Origin of the sequence: Corallococcus caeni (assembly GCF_036245865.1) — a bacterium.
Classification (GTDB): Bacteria; Myxococcota; Myxococcia; order Myxococcales; family Myxococcaceae; genus Corallococcus; species Corallococcus caeni.
In genome coordinates this window covers 1-22,538 of record NZ_BTTW01000019.1, presented here as the reverse complement: position 1 = coordinate 22,538, position 22,538 = coordinate 1, and the positions used below count along the sequence as shown (strand labels likewise).

The following is a 22,538-nucleotide window of genomic DNA, read 5'->3' as shown; positions in this document are numbered from 1 at the left end:
CGAGGGCGTGAAGCTGGAGGCGATGGAGCTCGACACCTTCTCCGCCAAGTTCGACTTGACGCTTCAGGTGCTGGAGTCGGACGCGGGCCTCAAGGGCTACCTCGAATACACCACCGACCTCTTCACCTCGGCCACCGCCGCCCGCATGGCCGAGCACCTGCGCGTGCTCCTGCAGGAAGCCGTCGTGAAGCCGAATGAGTCCGTTGCCCGATTGCCGCTGCTGACCACGGCTGAACGGCACGAAATCCTGGTGGCGTGGAACGCCACGCGAGCGCCCTTCCCGGAAGCGTGCGTGCACTCGCTCTTCGAGGCGCAGGTGCGCAATGCGCCCGACGCGCTGGCCGCGGTGTTCGAGGGGACGGAGTTGACGTACGCGCAGCTGGACGCGCGCGCCAATCAGCTCGCCCATGCCCTTCGCCGTCGTGGCGTGGGACCCGAGGTCCGCGTCGCACTCAGCGTCGAACGCTCGCTCGATATCGTCATCGGCCTGCTGGGCATCCTGAAGGCCGGCGGTGCCTGGGTGCCGGTGGATCCGCTGCTGCCCCGTGAGCGTCTGGCCTTCATGCTGGAGGACAGCGCCGCGCAGGTGCTCGTCACCCAGCAGGGGCTGGTGGACCGCTTCCCGGAGGGGCTGCGTGGCCGAGCGCTCTGCCTGGACACCTCGCGCGGAGCTCTCGCCGAGGAGTCCACGGAAGCGCCCATGGCGGGAGTGACGCCCGCGAACATGGCGTACCTGCTCTACACGTCGGGCAGCACGGGCACGCCGAAGGGTACGGCGGTGGAGCACCGCAGCGTCGCCAACCTCGTCACGCATGAGGCAGTGGCCTACGGCATCGGGCCCGGCAGTCGCGTGCTGCAGTTCGCGAGCCTCAGCTTCGACCTGTCGGTGGAGGAGGTCTTCACCACGCTCTGCAACGGCGCCACGCTGGTGCTCGCGCCGCTGGAGAAGTTGATGCCGGGCGCCCCCTTGCCGGTGCTGCTGCGGGAGCAACACCTCTCCGTCGTCAGCCTCACGCCCGCTGCACTCGCGGCCACGTCCTCCGAGGGATTACCGGAGGTGCGCACTGTCATCTCCGGTGGTGAGGCCCTACCCGCGGACGTCGTCGCGCGCTGGGCTCCGGGGCGGCGTCTGCTCAATACGTACGGCCCCACGGAAGCCACCGTCATCGCCACGTTCGGCGAGGTGGTCGCGGATGGGAACGTGCCCTCCATCGGCAAGCCGCTGGCGAACGTTTGCGTCTACGTGCTCGACCCGCAGGGGCAGCCGGTGCCGGTGGGCGTGCGCGGTGAACTGCACATCGGTGGCGTGGGCGTCGCGCGTGGGTACGCAGGGCGCCCGAACCTCACCGCCGAGCGCTTCATCCCGGATGCCTTCTCCTCCACTCCGGGCGCTCGCCTCTATCGCACGGGCGACGTCGTGCGCTGGCGCGCGGACGGCCAGTTGGATTTCGTGGGACGCATCGACGCCCAGGTGAAGGTGCGCGGCTTCCGCATCGAACTGGGCGAAGTCGAGAACGCCCTGCGTGCCGCTCCGGCCGTGAAGGACGCCGTTGTGCTCGCCCGCGAGGATGCTCCGGGCGACAAGCGGCTGGTGGCCTACGTCGTGGGTGAAGCGCTCGACGTCACCGCCCTCCGCGCCCACCTCAAGCAGCACCTGCCTGAGTACATGGTGCCCGCCGCCTTCGTCTCCATGGAGGCACTGCCACTGACGTCCAATGGCAAGGTGGACCGCAAGGCCCTCCCTGCCCCGGACGCGGGCCTGCTGAGGGCCTCGCATGCCTACGAAGCGCCGGTGACGCCGCTGGAGGAGAAGCTCGCGGCGCTCTGGAGCGAAGTGCTGCGCGTCCCCACAGTGGGCCGCACGGACAACTTCTTCGAGTTGGGCGGCCACTCTCTGCTCGCCACGCAGTTGGTGGCCCGCGTGCGCGCCGCGCTCGATGTGGAACTGCCCCTCCGCGCCCTCTTCGAGGCCCCCACCATCGCGGCCCTTGCGGAGAGGTTGCAGCGCACGTCGACGGGCACGCGCCTGCCGCCCCTCACCCGCACGCGCACCGAAGGCCCCCAGCCGCTTTCCTTCGCCCAGCAGCGCCTCTGGTTCCTCGACCAACTGGCTCCGGACGATGCGTCCTACAACTTGCCTGTCACCCTGCGCCTGCTGGGGCACCTGGACGTCGAAGCCCTGCGCCGCGCCTTCGAGGCGCTCGTCGCGCGCCACGAAGCCCTGCGCACCACCTTCTTCGAGCACGAGGGCCAGCCCTTCCAGCGCATTCATGCTCCAGCCTCCTGGTCCCTTCCCGTGGAGGACTTGTCTGGGTTGGAAGAGTCCGCGCGCGAAGCGGAGACGGTGCGGCTGGCCACCCGGGAAGCCCGGCAGCCGTTCCACCTCGTCCAAGGGCCTCTGCTGCGCACCGCCCTCCTCAAGCTTTCAGCGGACTCCCACGTCCTCCTCGTGACGATGCACCACATCGTCTCCGACGGCTGGTCCATGGGCGTCCTCATCCGCGAGTTGGCGAGCCTCTACGAAGCCTTCAGTGGAGGCCGAGCCCCCACGCTGCCGCCACTGCCGGTGCAGTACGCGGACTTCGCCCTCTGGCAGCGCCAGTGGCTGCAGGGCGAGACACTGGACGCGCAGCTCGGCTACTGGAAGCGGCAGTTGGCCGGTGCACCTTCCGCCCTGGAGTTGCCCACGGACCGTCCCCGTCCGCCCGTCCAGTCCCGGCGCGGCGCCACGGTGCCCGTGCACTTCCCTTCGCAGCTGACGGACTCGCTGCGGGGCCTGGCCCAGCGGGAGGGCGCCACGCCCTTCATGCTGCTGCTCTCCGCCTTCCAGTTGCTGCTGTCCCGCTACTCCGGCCAGGACGACATCAGCGTCGGCTCCCCCATCGCCGGCCGCACCCACTCCGAGGCCGAGGGCCTCATCGGCTTCTTCGTCAACACCCTCGTCCTGCGCGCACACGTGCGCCCCGAGGAGACGTTCCGCCAGCTGCTCTCCCAGGTGAAGGCCTCCACCCTCGCGGCCTATGAGCACCAGCACGTCCCCTTCGAGAAGCTGGTGGAAGTCCTCCAGCCCTCGCGTGACTTGAGCCGCAGCCCTCTCTTCCAGGTGATGCTCGTCCTGCAGAATGCCCCCGCCGAGGCACTCCGCGTCCCGGGCATGGCCTTCCAGCCCATTCCCCTGGAGGGCAACTCCTCCCGCTTCGATTTGGCCCTCACCCTCTTCGAGGTGCCCCACGGCCTCACCGGCTTCCTCGAGTACAGCACCGACCTCTTCGACGCTTCCTCCGTCCAGCGTCTGATGGGCCACTTCGCTGTCCTCCTCTCCTCCCTCGCCGCTCGGCCCGACGCCCCCGTCTCCTCCTTGGAGATGCTCACCGCCTCCGAGCGGCAGCAGCTTCTCGTCGAGTGGAATGAGACGGACGTCGCCTTCCCTCGCGACACCTGCATCCACCACGTCGTCGCCCAGCAGGCCCGCAGTGCACCGGACGCCATCGCCGTGCGCATGGGCGAGCGCAGCCTCACCTACGCGGGCCTCGACGCCTGGGCCCACGGCCTTGCCGTCCAGTTGCACGCGGCCGGTGTCTCCCGTGGCGACCGCGTCGCCGTCCTCGCCGAGCGCTCTCCGGAGTTGGTGGCGGGCCTCCTGGCCGTCCTCAAAGTCGGCGCCGCCTACGTCCCCGTCTCTCCCGGCGTCCCACCGGAGCGTCTGGCTTTCATGCTGGAGGACTCCGCTGCCTCCGTCCTCCTCACCCAGCACCACCTGCGTTCCTCTTTGCCTTCGCTCTCCGCGCGCGTCCTCTCGCTGGAAATGGAGACGAGTGCGATTCGTCAGCCGTTGCCGGTGGCTGCGGTGGGGCCCGAGGATTTGGCCTACGTCATCTACACCTCCGGTAGCACCGGCAAGCCCAAAGGCGTCGCCGTCCACCACCGCGCATTGATGAACCTCGTCTCCTGGCACCAGCGCACCTATTCGCTGACGCCTGACGACTCCACCGCCCTCACCGCAGGCGTCGCCTTCGACGCCTCCACCTGGGAGGTGTGGCCTTCGCTGGCCTCCGGCGCCAGCCTCGTCGTCCCTCCGGACGCCGTGCGCGCGGAGCCCTCCCAACTGCTGCAGTGGATGGCCCGCGAAGCCATCACCACCTGCTTCATGCCGACGCCCCTGGCCGAGGCCGTCCTGCGTGAGGAGTGGCCTCGCCCCATGGCCCTCCGGGCCCTGCTGACGGGCGGAGACGCCCTGCACCACGGTCCGCCCCCCTCGCTGCCCGCCACCCTCTTCAACCACTACGGCCCCACCGAGAGCACCGTCGTCGCCACCTTCACCCCCGTCCCGCCTTCCGCGCGCGACGACGGCACGCGGCCTCCCATTGGCCGTCCCATCGCCAACACCCGCACCTACGTCCTCGACGCCCACCTGCAGCCGGTGCCCATCGGCGTCCCCGGGGAGCTCTTCCTCGCCAGCGAGGGCCTCGCCTGGGGCTACCTCGGCCAGCCTGCCCTGAGTGCCGAGCGCTTCATCCCCCACCCCTTCTCCTCCTCCCCGGGCGCTCGCCTCTACCGTACTGGCGACGTCGTGCGCTGGCGGGCCGACGGCCAGCTCGACTACCTGCAGCGCCTCGACTTCCAGGTGAAGGTGCGCGGCTTCCGCATCGAGCTGGGCGAAATCGAAGCCTCCCTCCTCGCCCATGCCTCCGTGCATGAAGCCGTCGTCCTCGCCCGCGAGGACGTGCCCGGTGACAAGCGTCTGGTGGCGTACCTCGTCGCGGTGTCCGGCAAGGCCTTGGACACCAGCGCGGTGCGCACCTTCCTCAAGGAGCGGCTGCCCGAATACATGGTGCCCTCCGCCTTCCTCGTCCTGGAGGCACTCCCCCTCAACGCCAACGGCAAGGTGGACAGGAAGGCCCTGCCTGTCCCCGACGCCTCGCCCCTCGCGGACTTCGTTGCCCCTCGTAACGCCACCGAAGAGAAGCTCGCCGAAGTCTTCGCCCACGTCCTGCGCGTGGAGCGCGTGGGCATCCACTCCGACTTCTTCTCCCTCGGCGGCCACTCGCTGCTGGCCACCCAGCTCGTCTCCCGCGTCCGCGCCGCCTTCGGCGCGGAAGTGCCCCTGCGCGCCCTCTTCGAGGCCCCCACCGTCGCCGCCCTCGCCGAGCGTCTGCGCACCGCCACCTCCGGCCCCCGTCTGCCGCCTCTCACCCGTGCCACCCACGAAGGCCCCCCTCCTCTCTCCTTCGCCCAGCAGCGGTTGTGGCTCCTGGACCAACTCCAGCCCGGCAGCGCCGCGTACAACATCCCCGCGGCCCTTCGGCTGAAGGGCCAGGTGGACGTCGAAGCCCTGCGCCGCGCCTTCGAGGCCCTCGTCGCCCGGCATGAGACGCTGCGCACCACCCTCGTCCAGCACCAGGGCCAGCCCGCTCAGCGCATCCACTCGCCCTCGGCGTGGACGCTGCCTGTGCTCGACGTGTCCTCTCTGCCTGAAGCGCAGCGGGACGAAGAGGCGCGGCGCCTCGCGAACCTCGAAGCACGCCGGCCCTTCGATTTGGAAGCCGGTCCGCTCCTGCGCACGTCCCTCGTGCGCCTGGGTGACGCGGAGCACCTGCTCCTGGTGACGATGCACCACATCGTCTCCGACGGCTGGTCCATGGGCGTCCTCGTCCGGGAACTCACCGCGATGTATGCGGCGTTCACCACGAACAACACCTCGGCCCTCAGCCCCTTGTCGGTGCAGTACTCGGACTTCGCGGCATGGCAGCGTCAGTGGCTGCAGGGTGAGGTGCTGGAGGCGCAGCTCGGCTACTGGAAGCAGCAGTTGTCCGGAGCCCCTGCGGCGCTGGAGCTGCCCACGGACCGTCCGCGTCCGCCCGTGCAGTCGCACCGGGGCGCCACGGTGGACGTGCGCCTCCCTCCGGAGGTCTCGCAGGCGCTCAAGGCTTTGGCCCAGCGCGAAGGCGCGACGCCCTTCATGCTGCTGCTCGCGGCCTGGCAGGTGCTGCTGTCTCGCTACTCCACGCAGGACGACATCAGCGTGGGCACGCCCATCGCCGGCCGCACCCAGGCGGAGACCGAAGGCCTCATCGGCTTCTTCGTCAACACGCTGGTGTTGCGTGCCCATCTCCAGCCGCAGGACTCGTTCCGCCAGCTGCTCTCCCAGGTGAAGGCCACCACGCTCGCGGCCTACGAGTATCAGCACGTCCCCTTCGAGAAGTTGGTGGAAGTCCTCCAGCCCGTTCGCGACCTGAGCCGCAGCGCGCTCTTCCAGGCGATGTTCGCCCTGCAGAACACGCCCATCGAAGCCCTGCGTGTGCCGGGCTTGTCCTTCGAGCAGCTCCCGCTCGAATCGAACTCCGCGAAGTTCGACCTGACGCTGACGCTGCAGGACTCCCCCCAGGGCTTCATCGGCGTCCTGGAGTACAGCAGCGACCTCTTCGACGCTTCGACCGTGCAGCGCATGGTGGGCCACCTGGGCGTGCTGCTGGAGGCCATCGCCGCGAAGCCAGACGCGACGCTCGCGAGCCTGCCGCTCCTCACCGCCCCGGAGCGCCAGCAGTTGCTCGTCGAATGGCACGGGCCCAGCGCGGAGCTCCCCCGCGACCTCTGCCTCCATGACGCCTTCGCGGCCCAGGCCCTTCGCACGCCCGAAGCCCTGGCCGTCCTCTGCCGCGATGAGCAGCTCACCTTCCGTGAGCTGGACACGCGCGCCAATCAGCTCGCCCACCGGCTGGTGAAGCTGGGCGTCGGCCCCGACGTGCGCGTGGTGCTCTGCGTGAAACGCTCCGTCGAGGCTCTCGTCGGCATCCTCGGCACCCTCAAGGCCGGTGGCGCCTACGTCCCCATCGACCCCAGCTACCCCCGTGAGTGGCTCGCCCACGTCCTCACCGACACTGGCGCCCCGGTGGTGCTTACCCAGCAGCGCCTGCGCGATTCGCTGCCGCCGCACGCCGCACACGACATCTGCCTGGACTCCGACGCCGCGGACCTCGCTCTTGAGTCCCAGGACGTGCCCGCGACGGACGTCACGCCGGAGCACCTGGCGTACATCATCTACACCTCCGGCAGCACCGGCCGTCCCAAGGGCGTGATGATTCAGCACCGCTCCGTGCTGAACCTGCGCGTCGCCCTCGCCGCCACCGTCCACGCGGACGCACAGCCGGCGGAGCGCGTCAGCGTCAACGCGCCGCTCTCCTTCGACGCTTCCGTCCAGCAGCTCATCCAGGTCCTCGACGGCCACACCCTCTGCATCGTCCCCGACGAGGCCCGCGCCGACGGGCGGGAGCTCGTCCACCGCATCGGCCAGGACGCGCTGGACGTCCTGGACTGCTCGCCCGCGCACCTGCGCCTGCTGGTGGATGAAGGCCTGCTGGAGAGCCGGTCCATCCCCCGCCGCGTCCTCGTGGGCGGAGAGGCCGTGGACCCGACCACCTGGCGTCACCTCACCCAAGTCCCTCGCCCCCGCGTCTTCAACGTCTACGGCCCCACCGAGTGCACCGTCGACGCCACCGCCTGCGCCTTCGACGCCTCGCCCACGCCTACCATCGGCAGGCCCCTGCCCAACGTGCGAGTCTACGTGCTGGACCGCACGCTGCGCCCCGTGCCCGTCGGCGTCGCGGGGGAGCTCTTCATCGGCGGAGAGGGCGTCGCTCGCGGCTACCTCAACCGTCCGGAGCTGACTGCCGACCGCTTCATCCCGGATGGCTTCTCCTCCACCCCGGGTGCCCGCCTCTACCGCACCGGCGACGTGGTGCGCTGGCGCGCGGACGGGATGCTCGACTACCTGGGCCGCGCTGACTTCCAGGTGAAGGTGCGTGGCTTCCGCATCGAGCTGGGTGAAATCGAAGCGGCCCTCCTCAAGCACCCCCAGGTGCACGCCGCCGTGGTGCTGGCTCGCGAGGATGTGCCCGGGGACAAGCGGCTCGTCGCCTACGTGGTGCCCCCGGAAGGAACGGACTCCGCGCCCACTCCCGAGGCCCTCAAGGACTGGCTCAAGCAGTTCCTGCCCGAGCACATGCGTCCCTCCGCATTCCTCGTGCTGGAAACCCTGCCGCTCAACACCAACGGCAAGGTGGACCGCAAGGCCCTGCCAGCGCCTCAGAGCAATGCGCTCGCCTCCAGCTACGTCGCGCCGCGCACCCCCGCGGAGGAGCAGCTCGCCGCCCTCTTCACGCAGGTGTTGCGCGTGGAGCGCGTCGGCATTCACGACGACTTCTTCGCCTTGGGTGGCCATTCCCTGCTGGCGACCCAGCTCGTCTCGCGCGTGCGTGCCGCCTTCCGGGTGGAGCTGCCGCTCCGGGCCCTCTTTGAAGCGCCCACGGTCGCCGCCCTCGCCGAGCGCCTCCAATCCCAGACACCGGTCCTCCGCCTCCCTCCGCTCACCCGGATCCAGGTGGAAGGCCCTCAGCCCCTGTCCTTCGCCCAGCAGCGCCTCTGGTTCCTCGACCAGCTCACGCCGGGGGACGCGTCCTACAACCTGCCCACGGCGCTCCGGCTGACGGGACAGGTGGACGTGGAGTCGCTGCGCCGCGCCTTCGAAGCGCTGGTCGCCCGCCACGACTCCCTGCGCACCACCTTCCACGAGCACCAGGGTCAGGCCACCCAGCACATCCACACGCCTGACACGTGGACGTTGCCGCTCATTGACCTGTCTTCACTGCCGGAAGCTCAGCGCGAAGCCGAAGCACAGCGGGAGGTCGAAGCGGATGCACGCCAGCCGTTCGATCTGCGGCACGGCCCTCTGCTGCGTACCGCGCTCGTGCGGCTGGCAGCCGAGGAACACCTGCTGCTGGTGACGATGCACCACATCGTCTCCGATGGCTGGTCCATGGGCGTCCTCGTGCGCGAGCTGGTGGCCTTCTACGGGGCCTTCAGGGTCGGCCAGACGCCCGCGCTCGCCCCGCTGCCCGTGCAGTACACGGACTTCGCGACGTGGCAGCGCAACTGGCTCCAGGGAGAGACCCTGGAGGCGCAGCTCGGCTACTGGAAGCAGCAACTGTCGGGGGCGCCGGCCACGCTGGAACTGCCCACGGACCATCCGCGTCCGGCCGTCCAGTCCCACGCGGGTGCCACCCTCTCCGTGGAGATTCCCCAGGCGACGTCCGACGCGCTCAAGGCCCTGGCCCAGCGCGAAGGCGCCACGCCCTTCATGGTGCTGCTGGCGGCCTGGCAGGTGCTGCTGTCGCGCTACTCGGCGCAGGACGACGTCAGTGTGGGCTCGCCCATCGCGGGCCGGACCCAGGCGGAAGCCGAAGGCCTCATCGGCTTCTTCGTCAACACGCTCGTCCTCCGCTCGTGCGTGAAGCCGGAGGACTCCTTCCGGAAGCTGCTCGCGCAGGTGCGCGGCACGACGCTCGCGGCGTACGAGCACCAGCACGTGCCTTTCGAAAGGCTGGTGGAAGCCCTCCAGCCCGTGCGGGACGCGAGCCGCAGCCCGCTGTTCCAGGTGATGTTCGTCCTCCAGAACGCACCGGGTGAGGCGCTGCGCGTCCCGGGCCTCACCTTCCGGCAGGTCGTCGCTGAAGGGCACTCCGCCAAGTTCGACCTCACGTTGACGCTGCAGGATTCACCGCACGGGTTCACCGGCTGGCTGGAGTACAGCACCGCCCTCTTCGAGCGCGGCACCGTGGAGCGGATGGGCCACCAGCTGCGCACGCTGCTGGAGGCCGTGGCCGCGAAGCCCGAGCAGCCCGTGGCGGAGCTCTCCCTCCTCTCAAGCGACGAGCGTCAGCGCATCCTCGTGGAGTGGAATGACACAGCCGCCGTCAGCCCGACGGACATCCCCGTCCACGTGCACTTCGCCCAGCAGGCACAGCGCACACCTGACGCGGTCGCCCTGGTGCTGGGAGAGCAGTCATTGACGTACGCCCAGCTGGACACACGCGCGAACCAGTTGGCCCATCACCTGGGTTCGCTGGGCATCGTTCCCGGCGCGCGCGTTGGGCTCGCGGTCGAACGCTCCTTCGAAATGGTGACGGCGCTGCTCGCCATCCTCAAGGTGGGCGCGGCCTTCGTCCCTGTGGACCGCAATGCTCCCGTGGAGCGCATCGCGGCGCTCCTGGAGGATGCCGACGTCAGCGTGACGCTGACTCACCAGTCCTTCGCCTCGCTGCTGCCCTCCTCTGGCACCCGCGTCTGGCTGGATGCGCAGCAGGACGTCATCGCCTCGCTGCCGACGCATGCGCCGGATGTCCGCGTGGACGGAGAAGCCCTGGCCTACGTCATGTTCACCTCGGGCTCCACGGGCCGTCCCAAGGGCGTCTGCGTCCCTCACCGAGGCATCACCCGCTTGGTGCTCGGCAACTCCTTCATGCGCTTCGGGCCTGACGAGGTCTGGCTCCAGGCGGCTCCCGTTGCCTTCGACGCCTCCACGCTCGAAATCTGGGGCGCGCTGTTGCACGGCGCGAAGCTCGTCCTCGCTCCGCCTCAGTCCCTCTCACTGGAGGAACTGGCCGCGCAGCTTCGTCACCACCGCGTGACGTCGCTCTGGCTGACCGCGGCCCTCTTCGAGCAGATGGCGCTGCATCAGGGCGAAGCCCTCGCGGGGGTGCGCCAGGTGCTCGCTGGCGGCGACGTGCTGCCCGCCGCTCGCGTGCGCGAGCACCTCGCTCGCATCCCCGAAGGCACCACCTTCCTCAACGGCTATGGCCCTACGGAGAATACCACCTTCTCCGCGACGTTCACCCTGCGTCGCGACACGGTGGTGGCCGGCGCGGTGCCCATCGGTCGGCCCCTCTCCAACTCCACTGCCTACGTACTCGACGCGCGTCTGCATCCGGTGCCCGTGGGCGTCGCGGGTGAGGTGTACGTCGGTGGCCAGGGCCTCGCCTGGGGCTACCTCCACCGCCCGGACCTGACCGCGGAGCGCTTCGTTCCTCACCCCTTCGCTTCCTCGCCGGGTGCGCGCCTCTACCGCACGGGCGACAAGGCCCGCTGGAGGGAGGACGGCACGCTCGACTTCCTGGGCCGCGTCGACTTCCAGGTGAAGGTGCGTGGCTTCCGCATCGAACTGGGTGAAATCGAAGCAGCCCTCCGCTCCGCCACTGGCGTCAACGAAGCCGTTGTCGTGGCCCGGGGCGCGGACTCGGACAAGCGCCTCATCGGATACGTCACCGCGCGCGAAGGCCATGCGCTGGACTCCGAAGCACTCAGGGCAAGCCTCAAGCAGCGGCTGCCCGAGTACATGGTGCCCTCCGCCCTCCTCGTCCTCGACGCCCTGCCCCTCAACGCCAACGGCAAGGTCGACCGCAAGGCCCTGCCGGAACCAGGGGAAGCCTCGCGCGCCGTCGACTTCGTCGCACCGCGCACCCCCACCGAGGAGCAACTGGCCGCCCTCTTCGCCGAAGTCCTCCGGGTGGAGCGCGTGGGCATCCACGATGACTTCTTCGCGTTGGGAGGCCACTCGCTCCTGGCAACCCAGCTCGTCTCGCGCGTGCGGGCCACGCTGGGGCTGGAGCTGCCACTGCGGACGCTCTTCGAGGCGCCCACCGTGGACGCCCTCGCGATGAAGCTCGCCGACACGAGGCCCACGGCGGTCCCCCCTCTTCCGCTTCGCCCCGTGTCCCGAGCAGGAGCCATTCCGCTCTCCTTCGCCCAGCGGCGCCTCTGGTTCCTGGATCAGCTCACGCCGGGGGATGCGTCGTACAACATCCCCTCGGCGCTCCGGCTGAAAGGCCGCGTGGACGTGGAGTCGTTGCGCCGCGCCTTCGAGGCCCTCGTCGCCCGGCACGAATCCCTGCGCACCACCTTCCATGCGCATGAAGGAGAGGCCACGCAGCACATCCACCTGCCGGACGCATGGACGTTGCCGCTCGTGGACCTGTCCTCGCTGCCTGAAGCGCAGCGCGAAGCCGAAGCCCGGCGCCGGATCGAGACGGAAGCGAGCCAGCCCTTCCACCTGGATCGAGGCCCGCTGCTGCGCACGACCCTGGTGCGGCTGGGTGAGCAGGAGCACCTGCTGCTGGTGACGATGCACCACATCGTCTCCGACGGCTGGTCCATGGGCGTGCTCGTCAGGGAGCTGGTCGCCTTCTACGAGGCTTTCAGTACGGGCCGGAGCCCATCGCTCGCGCCACTGCCCATGCAGTACGCGGACTTCGCGGAACGGCAGCGCCAGTGGCTCCAGGGAGAGACGCTGGACGCGCAGCTCGGCTACTGGAAGCAGCAGCTCGCGGGGGCACCGGCCGCGCTGGAGCTCCCCACCGACCGCCCGCGTCCGCCCGTCCAGTCGCACCGGGGCGCGAAGGTCGACGTGCGCATTCCCTCGGAGGTCGCCCGTGCACTCAAGGCGCTGGCAGGACGTGAAGGCGCGACGCCCTTCATGGTGCTGCTCGCGGCCTTCCAGGTGCTGCTGTCGCGTTACTCAGCCCAGGATGACGTCAGCGTGGGTTCCCCCATCGCGGGCCGCACCCAGGCGGAGACCGAGGGCCTCATTGGATTCTTCGTCAACACGCTCGTCCTTCGCTCGCGCGTGCAGCCGGAGGACTCCTTCTGGAAGCTGCTTGCCCAGGTGCGCGGCACGACGCTCGCGGCGTACGAGCACCAGCACGTGCCTTTCGAGAAGCTCGTGGAGGTGGTCCAGTCTGTGCGGGACTCCAGCCGCAGCCCGATCTTCCAGGTGATGTTCGCCCTGCAGAACACACCCACCGAGCCGCTCCAGCGCCCAGGCCTCTCCCTGCAGCCCCTATCCCTGGAGACCCACTTCGCGAAGTTCGACCTCTCGCTCGCGCTGCAAGAACTCCAGGAGGGATTGTTCGGCACGCTGGAGTACGCGACGGACCTGTTCGACGCGGCGACCGTGCAGCGGATGGCAGGCCACTTCCGTGTGTTGCTGGAGGCCATCGCGCAGAAGCCGGACATGCGGCTGGGCGACCTGCCCCTGCTCACCGACTCCGAGCGCCAGCAGCTCCTCGTCGAGTGGAATCCTCCCGCGGAGCAGACGCCGCACGAGCCCAGCATCCCCGTGATGGTGGAAGCCCAGGTGCGCCGCACGCCGGATGCGCTGGCTGTCATCACGCCCGAGCGACAGCTGACGTACCGCGAGCTGGATGCGAAGGCCAATCAGCTCGCCCACCGTCTGCGTGGCCTGGGCGTCGGTCCCGAAGTCCGCGTCGGCCTGTGTGTCGAGCGCACCGAGGACCTCGTCATCGGCGCGCTCGGCATCCTCAAGGCCGGTGGCGCCTACGTGCCGCTGGACCCCAGCTACCCGAGTGAGCGTCTGGGCTGGTTGCTGGAGGACGCGCAGGGCCCTGCCCTCGTCGCCCACTCGCATCTGCTCTCTGCGCTGCCCGAAACGTCGGCCACGGCGGTGTGCCTCGACTCGGATGCGGAGCTGGCGAAGCAGCCCACCACGGCCCCTGCCGTGGACATCCATCCGGGCCACCTCGCCTACCTCATCTACACGTCCGGTAGCACCGGTCGCCCCAAGGGCGTCGCCATCTCCCACGGCAACGCGGTCTCCTTCCTCCATTGGGCGTTGGAGACGTTCACCCCGGAGGAGTTGAAGGGCACCCTCGCCGCGACGAGCCTCAACTTCGACCTCTCCGTCTTCGAGCTCTTCGCCCCGTTGAGCAGTGGCGGCGCGGTGGTGGTGGCTCGCAATGCGCTTCACCTGGCCGAACTGCCCACCGCTTCCCACGTCACCCTCGTCAACACGGTGCCTTCCGCCATGGCGCAGCTGCTGCGCCTGAATGCGGTTCCTCCCACCGTGCGCGTCATCAACCTCGCGGGCGAAGCCCTGCCCGAGACGCTGGCCAGGCAGGTCTACGCCGTCCCCACGGTGCAGAAGCTCTACAACCTCTACGGGCCCTCCGAGGACACCACCTACTCCACCGCCTCTCTCGTTGGCCGCGAGGAAGTGCCCCTTATCGGCAGGCCACTCCCCGCGACGCGTGCCTACGTGCTGGATGCTTCGTTGCAGCCGGTTCCCGTGGGCGTCGCGGGCGAGCTGTACCTCGCGGGCGAAGGCCAGGCGCGCGGCTACCTGCTGCGCCCGGACCTCACCGCGGAGCGCTTCGTGCCCGAGCCGTACGGCCCTCCAGGTGGCCGCATGTACCGCACGGGGGACCGGGTCCGTTACCGCGTGGATGGGCGGCTGGAGTACCTCGGCCGCATCGACTTCCAGGTGAAGGTGCGTGGCTTCCGCATCGAGCTGGGTGAAATCGAAGCGGCTCTCCGGCGCGTTCCAGGCCTCAAGGACGCCGTCGTCGTCGCGAAGGGCGAAACCGCCGACAAGCGGCTGGTCGCCTACGTCACCGCGCGCGAAGGCCACTCGCTGGACTCCGAGGCACTCAAGACACACCTCCGGCAGCAGCTGCCCGAGTACATGGTGCCTTCTGCCCTTCTCGTCCTGGAGGCCCTGCCCCTCAACTCCAATGGCAAGGTCGACCGCAAGGCCCTGCCAGAGCCGGGAAACCTCGCGCGCTCGTCCGACTTCGTCGCTCCACGGAATGACACCGAGGAACAACTGGCTGCCCTCTTCGCGGAAGTGCTGCGAGTGGAGCGCGTTGGCGTCCGCGACGGCTTCTTCGCGCTGGGCGGCCACTCCCTGCTGGCCACCCAGCTCGTCTCGCGCGTGCGCTCCACCTTCGGCGTGGAGTTGCCGCTCCGCGTGTTCTTCGAAGCGCCCACGGTGGAGGCGCTCGCGACGAAGCTCGACGGCGCCCAGCGCTCCGAACATCGTCCACCGCCGCTGCGCGCCTCTTCGCACGAAGGCACCCTGCCGCTGTCGTTCGCACAGCAGCGGCTCTGGTTCCTGGATCTGCTCACCCCGGGGGACGCGTCGTACAACATCCCCACGGCGCTGCGCCTGACGGGCCGCGTGGATGCGGAGTCCCTGCGCCGCGCCTTCGAAGCACTGGTCGCCCGCCACGAATCCCTGCGCACCACCTTCCATGAGCACCAGGGCCAGGCCACCCAGCACATCCACGCGCCCGGCGCATGGACCCTGCCGCTCTTCGACGCGTCCGGCCTGCCGGAAGCGCAGCGCGAAGCCGAGGCCCAGCGCCACGTCGTGGAGGATGCCCGCCAGCCGTTCCACCTGGAACGGGGCCCGCTCCTGCGCACCGCCCTCGTGCGGCTCGCTGAGGAGGAGCACCTGCTGCTGGTGACGATGCACCACATCGTCTCCGACGGCTGGTCCATGGGCGTCCTCGTGCGCGAGCTCGTCACGTTCTACGCCGCCTTCACCCAGGGCGCCGCGCCGGCCCTCAGCCCCCTGCCCCTGCAGTACGCGGACTTCGCGGCATGGCAGCGCCAGTGGCTTCAGGGCGAGACGCTGGAAGCGCAACTCGGCTACTGGAAGCAGCAGCTCGCGGGAGCACCCGCCGCGCTGGAGCTGCTGACGGACCATCCTCGGCCGTCCGTCCAATCCCATGCGGGCGCGGCCCTCTCCGTCCAGCTTCCGCCCGAAGTCTCCCAGGCCCTCAAGGCCCTGGCACGGCGCGAGGGCGCCACGCCCTTCATGGTGCTGCTCGCGGCCTTCCAGGTGCTGCTGTCGCGTTACTCAGCCCAGGACGACGTCAGCGTGGGCACGCCCATCGCGGGCCGCACGCAAGCGGAGACCGAAGGCCTCATCGGCTTCTTCGTCAACACGCTCGTCCTGCGCGCCCACGTCGAGCCGAAAGCCACGTTCCGGCAGCTGCTCGCCCAGGTGCGCGGCACGACGCTCGCGGCCTACGAGCACCAGCACCTGCCCTTCGAGAAGCTGGTGGAGGTCCTCCAGCCCGAGCGCGACGCAAGCCGTAGCCCGCTCTTCCAGGTGATGTTCGTCCTGCAGAACGCGCCCACCGGGGACCTGCGCGTCCCCGGCCTCACCTTCCAGCAGGTCGCCTCCGACGCGCGCTCCGCCAAGTTCGACCTCACCCTGATGATGCAGGACTCACCCCAGGGCTTCGTCGGTTCGCTGGAGTACAGCACCGCCCTCTTCAACCAGAGCACCGTGGAGCGGATGGCCCACCACCTGCGCACGCTGCTGGAGGCCGTGGCCGCGGAGCCCGAGCAGCCCGTGGCCGAGCTGCCCTTGCTGACGGCGGAAGAGCGTCAGCGACTGCTCGTGGAGTGGAACGACACCACCATCGCCAGTCCGACGGACCTTCCCGTCCACGTCCACTTCGCCCAGCAGGCCCAACGCACACCGCATGCCGTCGCCCTGGTGCTGGGGAATGACTCGCTGACGTATGCCCAGCTGGACGCACGAGCGAACCAACTGGCCCACCACCTGCGCGCCATGGGCATCGTTCCCGGCGCGCGCGTTGGCCTCGCGGTCGAACGCTCCTTCGAAATGGTGACGGCGTTGATCGCCATCCTCAAGGTGGGCGCGGCTTTCGTCCCAGTAGATCGCAACGCTCCCGTGGAGCGTATCGCCGCCCTTCTGGAGGACGCCGACGTCAGCGTCACGCTCACGCATCAACCCTTCGCGTCGCTGCTGCCCGCTTCCAGCGAACGCGTCTGGCTGGACGCACAAGCCCATGACATCGCCAAGGGTCCCACCCACGCTCCCGACGTTCCCGTGGACGGCGAGGCCGTGGCCTACGTCATGTTCACCTCCGGGAGCACCGGGCGCCCCAAGGGTGTCTGCGTGCCCCACCGGGGCATCACCCGCCTGGTGCTCGGCAATACCTTCATGCGCTTCGGGTCCGACGAGGTCTGGCTCCAGGCCGCTCCCGTTGCCTTCGACGCCTCCACGCTCGAAATCTGGGGCGCACTGCTGCATGGCGCGAAGCTCGTCCTCGCGCCGCCTCACGCGCTCTCCCTGGAGGAACTGGCCAGCCAGCTGCGTCACCACCGCGTGACGTCCCTGTGGCTCACGGCTGCCCTCTTCGAGCAGATGGCCCTGCACCAGGGTGAAGCCCTCTCGGGTGTTCGCCAGGTGCTCGCGGGTGGTGACGTGCTACCCGCCGCGCGCGTTCGAGAGCACCTCGCTCGGATCTCCGAAGGCGCCACCTTCCTCAACGGCTACGGCCCCACGGAGAACACCACCTTCTCCACGACGTACACCCTGGGTCGCGACTCGGTGGTGGCTGGCGCGGTGCCCATTGGCCGGCCGCTCTCCAACTCCACTGTCTACGTGCTCGACGCGCACCTGCAGTTGGTGCCCGTGGGCGTCGCCGGTGAGGTGTACGTCGGAGGCCAGGGCCTCGCCTGGGGCTACCTCCACCGCCCCGAACTGACCGCGGAGCGCTTCGTCCCCCACCCCTTCGCTTCCGCGCCGGGTGCGCGCCTATACCGCACCGGCGACCAAGCGCGCTGGAGGGAGGACGGCACGCTCGACTTCCTGGGCCGCGTCGACTTCCAGGTGAAGGTGCGTGGCTTCCGCATCGAACCGGGCGAAATCGAAGCGGCCCTGCGCTCCGTCACAGGTGTCAGCGAAGCAGCTGTCGTGGCCCGAGGTACCGGCGCGGACAAGCGCCTCATCGGCTACGTCACCGCGCGCGAAGGCCATGTGCTGGAGTCCGAAGCACTCAAGGCAAGCCTCAAGCAGCGGCTGCCCGAGTACATGGTGCCCGCGGCCCTGGTGGTGCTGGGCACCATGCCCCTCAACGCCAACGGCAAGGTGGACCGCAAGGCCCTGCCGGAGCCCGGACACACACACCAAGGCTCCGTCTTCGTCGCGCCGCGCACCGCCACCGAGGAGCAGCTGGCCGCCCTCTTCGCCGAAGTCCTCCGCGTGGAGCGAGTCGGCGTGCGGGACGACTTCTTCGCCATGGGAGGCCACTCCCTGCTGGCCACCCAGCTCGTCTCCCGCGTGCGGGCCACGTTCGAGGTAGAGCTACCGCTGCGAGCCCTCTTCGAAGCCCCTACCGTCGAAGGGCTCGCGCCGAAGCTCGCGGGCGCTCAGTCCTCCGCGCTCCGCGCTCCGCCGCTGCGGCCCTCGCCGCGCGAGGGCGTCATTCCGCTGTCCTTCGCTCAGCAGCGCCTCTGGCTGTTGGAGCAACTCCAGCCCGGCGACATCTCGTACAACATCCCCACCGCCCTGCGGCTGACGGGGCAGGTGGACGTGGAGGCCCTGCGCCACGCCTTCGAAGCGCTGGTGGAGCGCCACGAATCGCTGCGCACCACGCTCTCCGCCGAGCACGAAGAACCGTCGCAATGCATCCAGCCGCCCTCCGGCTGGGAGATGCCCCTCATCGACCTGAGCGCCCTCCCCGAGTCTCAGCGCGAGGAGGAGGCGCAGCACGCGGCGGCCACGGAGGCCCGGCGTCCCTTCCACCTCACCACGGGTCCGCTGCTGCGCAGCACACTGGTGCGGCTGGGACAGGACTCGCACCTGCTGCTGGTGACGATGCACCACATCGTCTCCGACGGCTGGTCCATGGGCGTCCTCGTCCGGGAAGTGGCCGCCTTCTACGAGGCCTTCAGCGCCGGCCGCGCTCCCACGCTCGCGCCGCTGCCCGTGCAGTACGCGGACTTCGCCATGTGGCAGCGAAGCTGGCTCCAGGGTGAGGCCCTGGACGCGCAGCTTGGCTATTGGAAGCAGCAACTCGCGGGTGCGCCATCCGCGCTGGACCTGCCCACGGACCGTCCGCGCCCGCCCGTGCAGTCACGCCGAGGCGCGACGGTGGACGTGCGTGTCCCGTCACAGGTCTCCCAGTCACTCAAGGCCCTGGCACAGGGTGAGGGTGCGACGCCCTTCATGGTGCTGCTCGCGGCCTGGCAGGTGCTGCTGTCTCGCTACTCCACGCAGGACGACATCAGCGTGGGCACGCCCATCGCCGGCCGCACGCAGGCGGAGACCGAAGGCCTCATCGGCTTCTTCGTCAACACACTGGTGCTGCGTGCCCATGTTCAATCGCAGGCGACCTTCCGTGAGTTCCTCTCCCAGGTGCGCGGCACGACGCTCGCGGCCTACGAGCACCAGCACGTCCCCTTCGAGAAGCTGGTGGAGGTCCTCCAGCCTTCGCGAGACCTGAGTCGCAGCGCGCTCTTCCAGGCGATGTTCTCCCTGCAGAACGCGCCCACCGAAACGCTTCGCCTGGCCGGACTGTCCTTCCAGACCGTCCCGGTGGACACCCGGTCCTCCAAGTTCGACCTCACGCTCACCCTCGTCGAGTCGCCTCAGGGTTTCGTCGGAGCACTGACGTACGCCACGGACCTCTTCGAGTCCTCGACCGTGCAGCGCATGGTGGGCCACCTGGGCATGCTGCTGGAGGCCATCGCCGCGAAGCCGGACGCGACGCTCGCGAGCCTGCCGCTCCTCACCGCCCCGGAGCGTCAGCAGTTGCTCGTCGAGTGGAACGGCCCCAGCGCTGAGTTCCCCCGCGACCTCTGCATCCATGACGCCTTCGCCGCCCAGGCCCTTCGCACGCCTGATGCCCTGGCCGTCCTCTGCCGCGAAGAGCAGCTCACCTTCCGTGAGCTGGACACGCGCGCCAATCAGCTCGCCCACCGGCTGGTGAAGCTGGGCGTTGGCCCCGACGTGCGCGTGGTCCTTTGCGTGGAGCGCTCCGTCGAGGCTCTCGTCGGCATCCTCGGCATCCTCAAGGCCGGTGGCGCTTACGTCCCCATCGACCCCAGCTACCCCCGTGAGTGGTTGGCCCACGTCCTCATGGACACGGGTGCTCCCGTCGTCCTCACCCAGCAGCGCCTGCGCGACTCGCTGCCTCCGCACGCCGCGCACGACATCTGCCTGGACTCCGACGCCGCGGACCTTTCCCGCGAGGCGCTGGAAGCTCCGGTGACGTCAGTCACGCCGGAGCATCTGGCGTACATCATCTACACCTCCGGCAGCACCGGCCGTCCCAAGGGCGTGATGATTCAGCACCGCTCCGTGCTGAACCTGCGCGTCGCCCTTGCCGCCACCGTCCACGCGGACGCACAGCCGGCGGAGCGCGTCAGCGTCAACGCGCCGCTCTCCTTCGACGCCTCCGTCAAGCAGCTCATCCAGGTCCTCGACGGCCACACCCTCTGCATCGTCCCCGACGAGGCCCGCGCCGACGTACGCGAGCTCGTGAATCGCATTGGCCAGGACGGGCTGGACGTCCTGGACTGCTCCCCTGCGCACCTGCGTCTGTTGGTGGATGAAGGGCTTCTGGCGAGCCAGTCCATTCCCCGCCGCGTCCTCGTGGGCGGTGAGGCCGTGGACCCGGCCACCTGGCGTCACCTCGCCCAAGTCCCGCGCCCCCGTGTCTTCAACGTCTACGGCCCCACCGAGTGCACCGTCGACGCCACCGCCTGCGCCTTCGACGCCTCGCCCACGCCCACCATCGGCAGGCCCCTGCCCAACGTGCGCGTCTACGTGCTGGACCGCACGCTGCGGCCTGTGCCCGTCGGCGTCGCGGGTGAGCTGTTCATCGGCGGAGAGGGCGTCGCTCGCGGCTACCTCAACCGTCCGGAGCTGACTGCGGACCGCTTCATCCCCGATGGCTTCTCCTCCACCCCGGGTGCCCGCCTCTACCGCACGGGCGACGTGGTGCGCTGGCGCGCGGACGGGATGCTCGACTACCTGGGCCGTGCGGACTTCCAGGTGAAGGTGCGTGGCTTCCGCATCGAGCTGGGTGAAATCGAGTCCTGCTTGCTGGGACATCCCGCCGTGCACGCCGCCGTGGTGCTGGCTCGCGAGGATGTGCCCGGGGACAAGCGGCTCGTCGCGTACCTGGTCCCGGCAGAAGGCCAGTCCCTCGACGCCACGGAGGTGCGTGCCTTCCTCAAGCAGCACCTGCCCGAGTACATGGTGCCCTCCGCGCTCCTCGTGCTGGAGGCCCTGCCTCTCAACACCAACGGCAAGGTGGACCGCAAAGCCCTACCGGCGCCCCAAAGCACCGCGCTCGCCTCAACCTACGTCGCACCGCGCACCCCCGCGGAGGAGCAGCTCACGGCCCTCTTCACGCAGGTGTTGCGCGTGGAACGCCTGGGCATCCACGACGACTTCTTCGCGCTCGGCGGCCACTCCCTGCTGGCCACCCAGCTCGTCTCGCGCGTGCGGGCCACCTTCCGCGTGGAGCTGCCGCTCCGAGCCCTCTTCGAAGCCCCCACCGTCGCCGCCCTCGCCGAGCGCATCCAGGCGAGCACCCCGAATGTGCATCTGCCTCCGCTTACCCGCTCGCACGCGGACGGCCCGAGGCCCCTGTCCTTCGCGCAGCAGCGGCTGTGGCTGTTGGATCAACTCCAGCCCGGGGACGCGTCCTACAACATCCCGACCGCGCTCCAGCTCTCCGGGCAGGTGGACGTGGAGGCCCTGCGCCGTGCCTTCGAGTCGCTCGTCCAGCGCCACGAAGCCCTGCGCACCACCTTCCACGAGCACCAGGACCAACCCATCCAGACCGTCCACGCTCCGTCGGGATGGACGCTGCCGCTCACGGACCTCTCCTCCCTGCCCGAAGCGCAGAGGGAGAACGAGGCGCGGCGGCTGGCCGACGAGGAAGCGCGGCGACCGTTCGACCTCGCCAGGGGTCCGCTGGTGCGCAGCACGCTGGTGCGCATGTCTGACGACTCGCACCTGCTGCTGGTGACGATGCATCACATCGTCTCCGACGGCTGGTCCATGGGCGTCCTCGTGCGCGAGATGGTGGCCTTCTACGAGGCCTTCACCTCGGGAAGCACGCCGGCTCTCTCGCCGCTGCCCGTGCAGTACACGGACTTCGCGGCGTGGCAGCGCAGCTGGCTCCAGGGTGAGGCCCTGGAGGTGCAGATCCATTACTGGAAGCAGCAGCTGACCGGTGCGCCCGCGGCGTTGGAGCTGCCCACGGACCGTCCGCGTCCGCCGGTGCAGTCGCACCGGGGCGCCACGGTGGACGTGCGCATTCCTTCGACGGTCTCTCAGGCACTCAAGGCCCTGGCCCAGCGGGAAGGCGCCACGCCCTTCATGACGCTGCTGGCAGCCTTCCAGGTGCTGCTCTCGCGCTACTCCGCGCAGGATGACATCAGCGTGGGTTCCCCCATCGCCGGCCGGACGCAGGCGGAGACCGAGGGCCTCATCGGCTTCTTCATCAACACCCTGGTCCTGAGGGCCCGGGTGGATGCACGGGCGACGTTCCGTGAGCTGCTCGCCCAGGTGCGCGGCACGACGTTCGCGGCCTTCGAGCATCAGCACCTGCCCTTCGAGAAGCTCGTCGAAGCCGTGCAGCCCACGCGCGACCTGAGCCGCAGTCCTCTCTTCCAGGCCATGTTCGTCCTGCAGAACACGCCCACCGAGGCGCTGCGTCTGCCCGGCTTGTCATTCCAGGGCCTGCCGCTGGAGGCTCACTTCGCCAAGTTCGACCTCTCGCTGGGTCTGCGCGAGGGACGGGACGCGTTCGTCGGCACGCTTGAGTACGCGACGGACCTGTTCGACGCGTCGACCATCCAGCGCATGGCCGGGCACTTTGGTGTGCTGCTGGAGGCCATCGCCGCGAAGCCGGACATTCGGTTGAGCGACCTGCCCCTGCTCACCGACCCCGAGCGCCAGCAACTGCTGGTCGATTGGAACGCGGAAGCGGCACCGGCGATTCGCGAGCCCAGCATCCCCGCGATGGTGGAAGCCCAGGTGCGCCGCACGCCAGACGCGCTCGCTGTCATCACGCCGGAGCGGCAGCTGACCTACCGCGAGGTGGACTCGAAGGCGAACCAGCTCGCCCATC

Annotated in this window: 1 pseudogene; it reads left to right on the top strand. The window is 69.6% G+C overall.

The features are described 5' to 3' along the window. Positions 1 to 22 precede the first annotated feature (22 nt). Positions 23 to 22,538: pseudogene (locus tag AABA78_RS38615) on the top strand (non-ribosomal peptide synthetase); the annotation flags it as partial.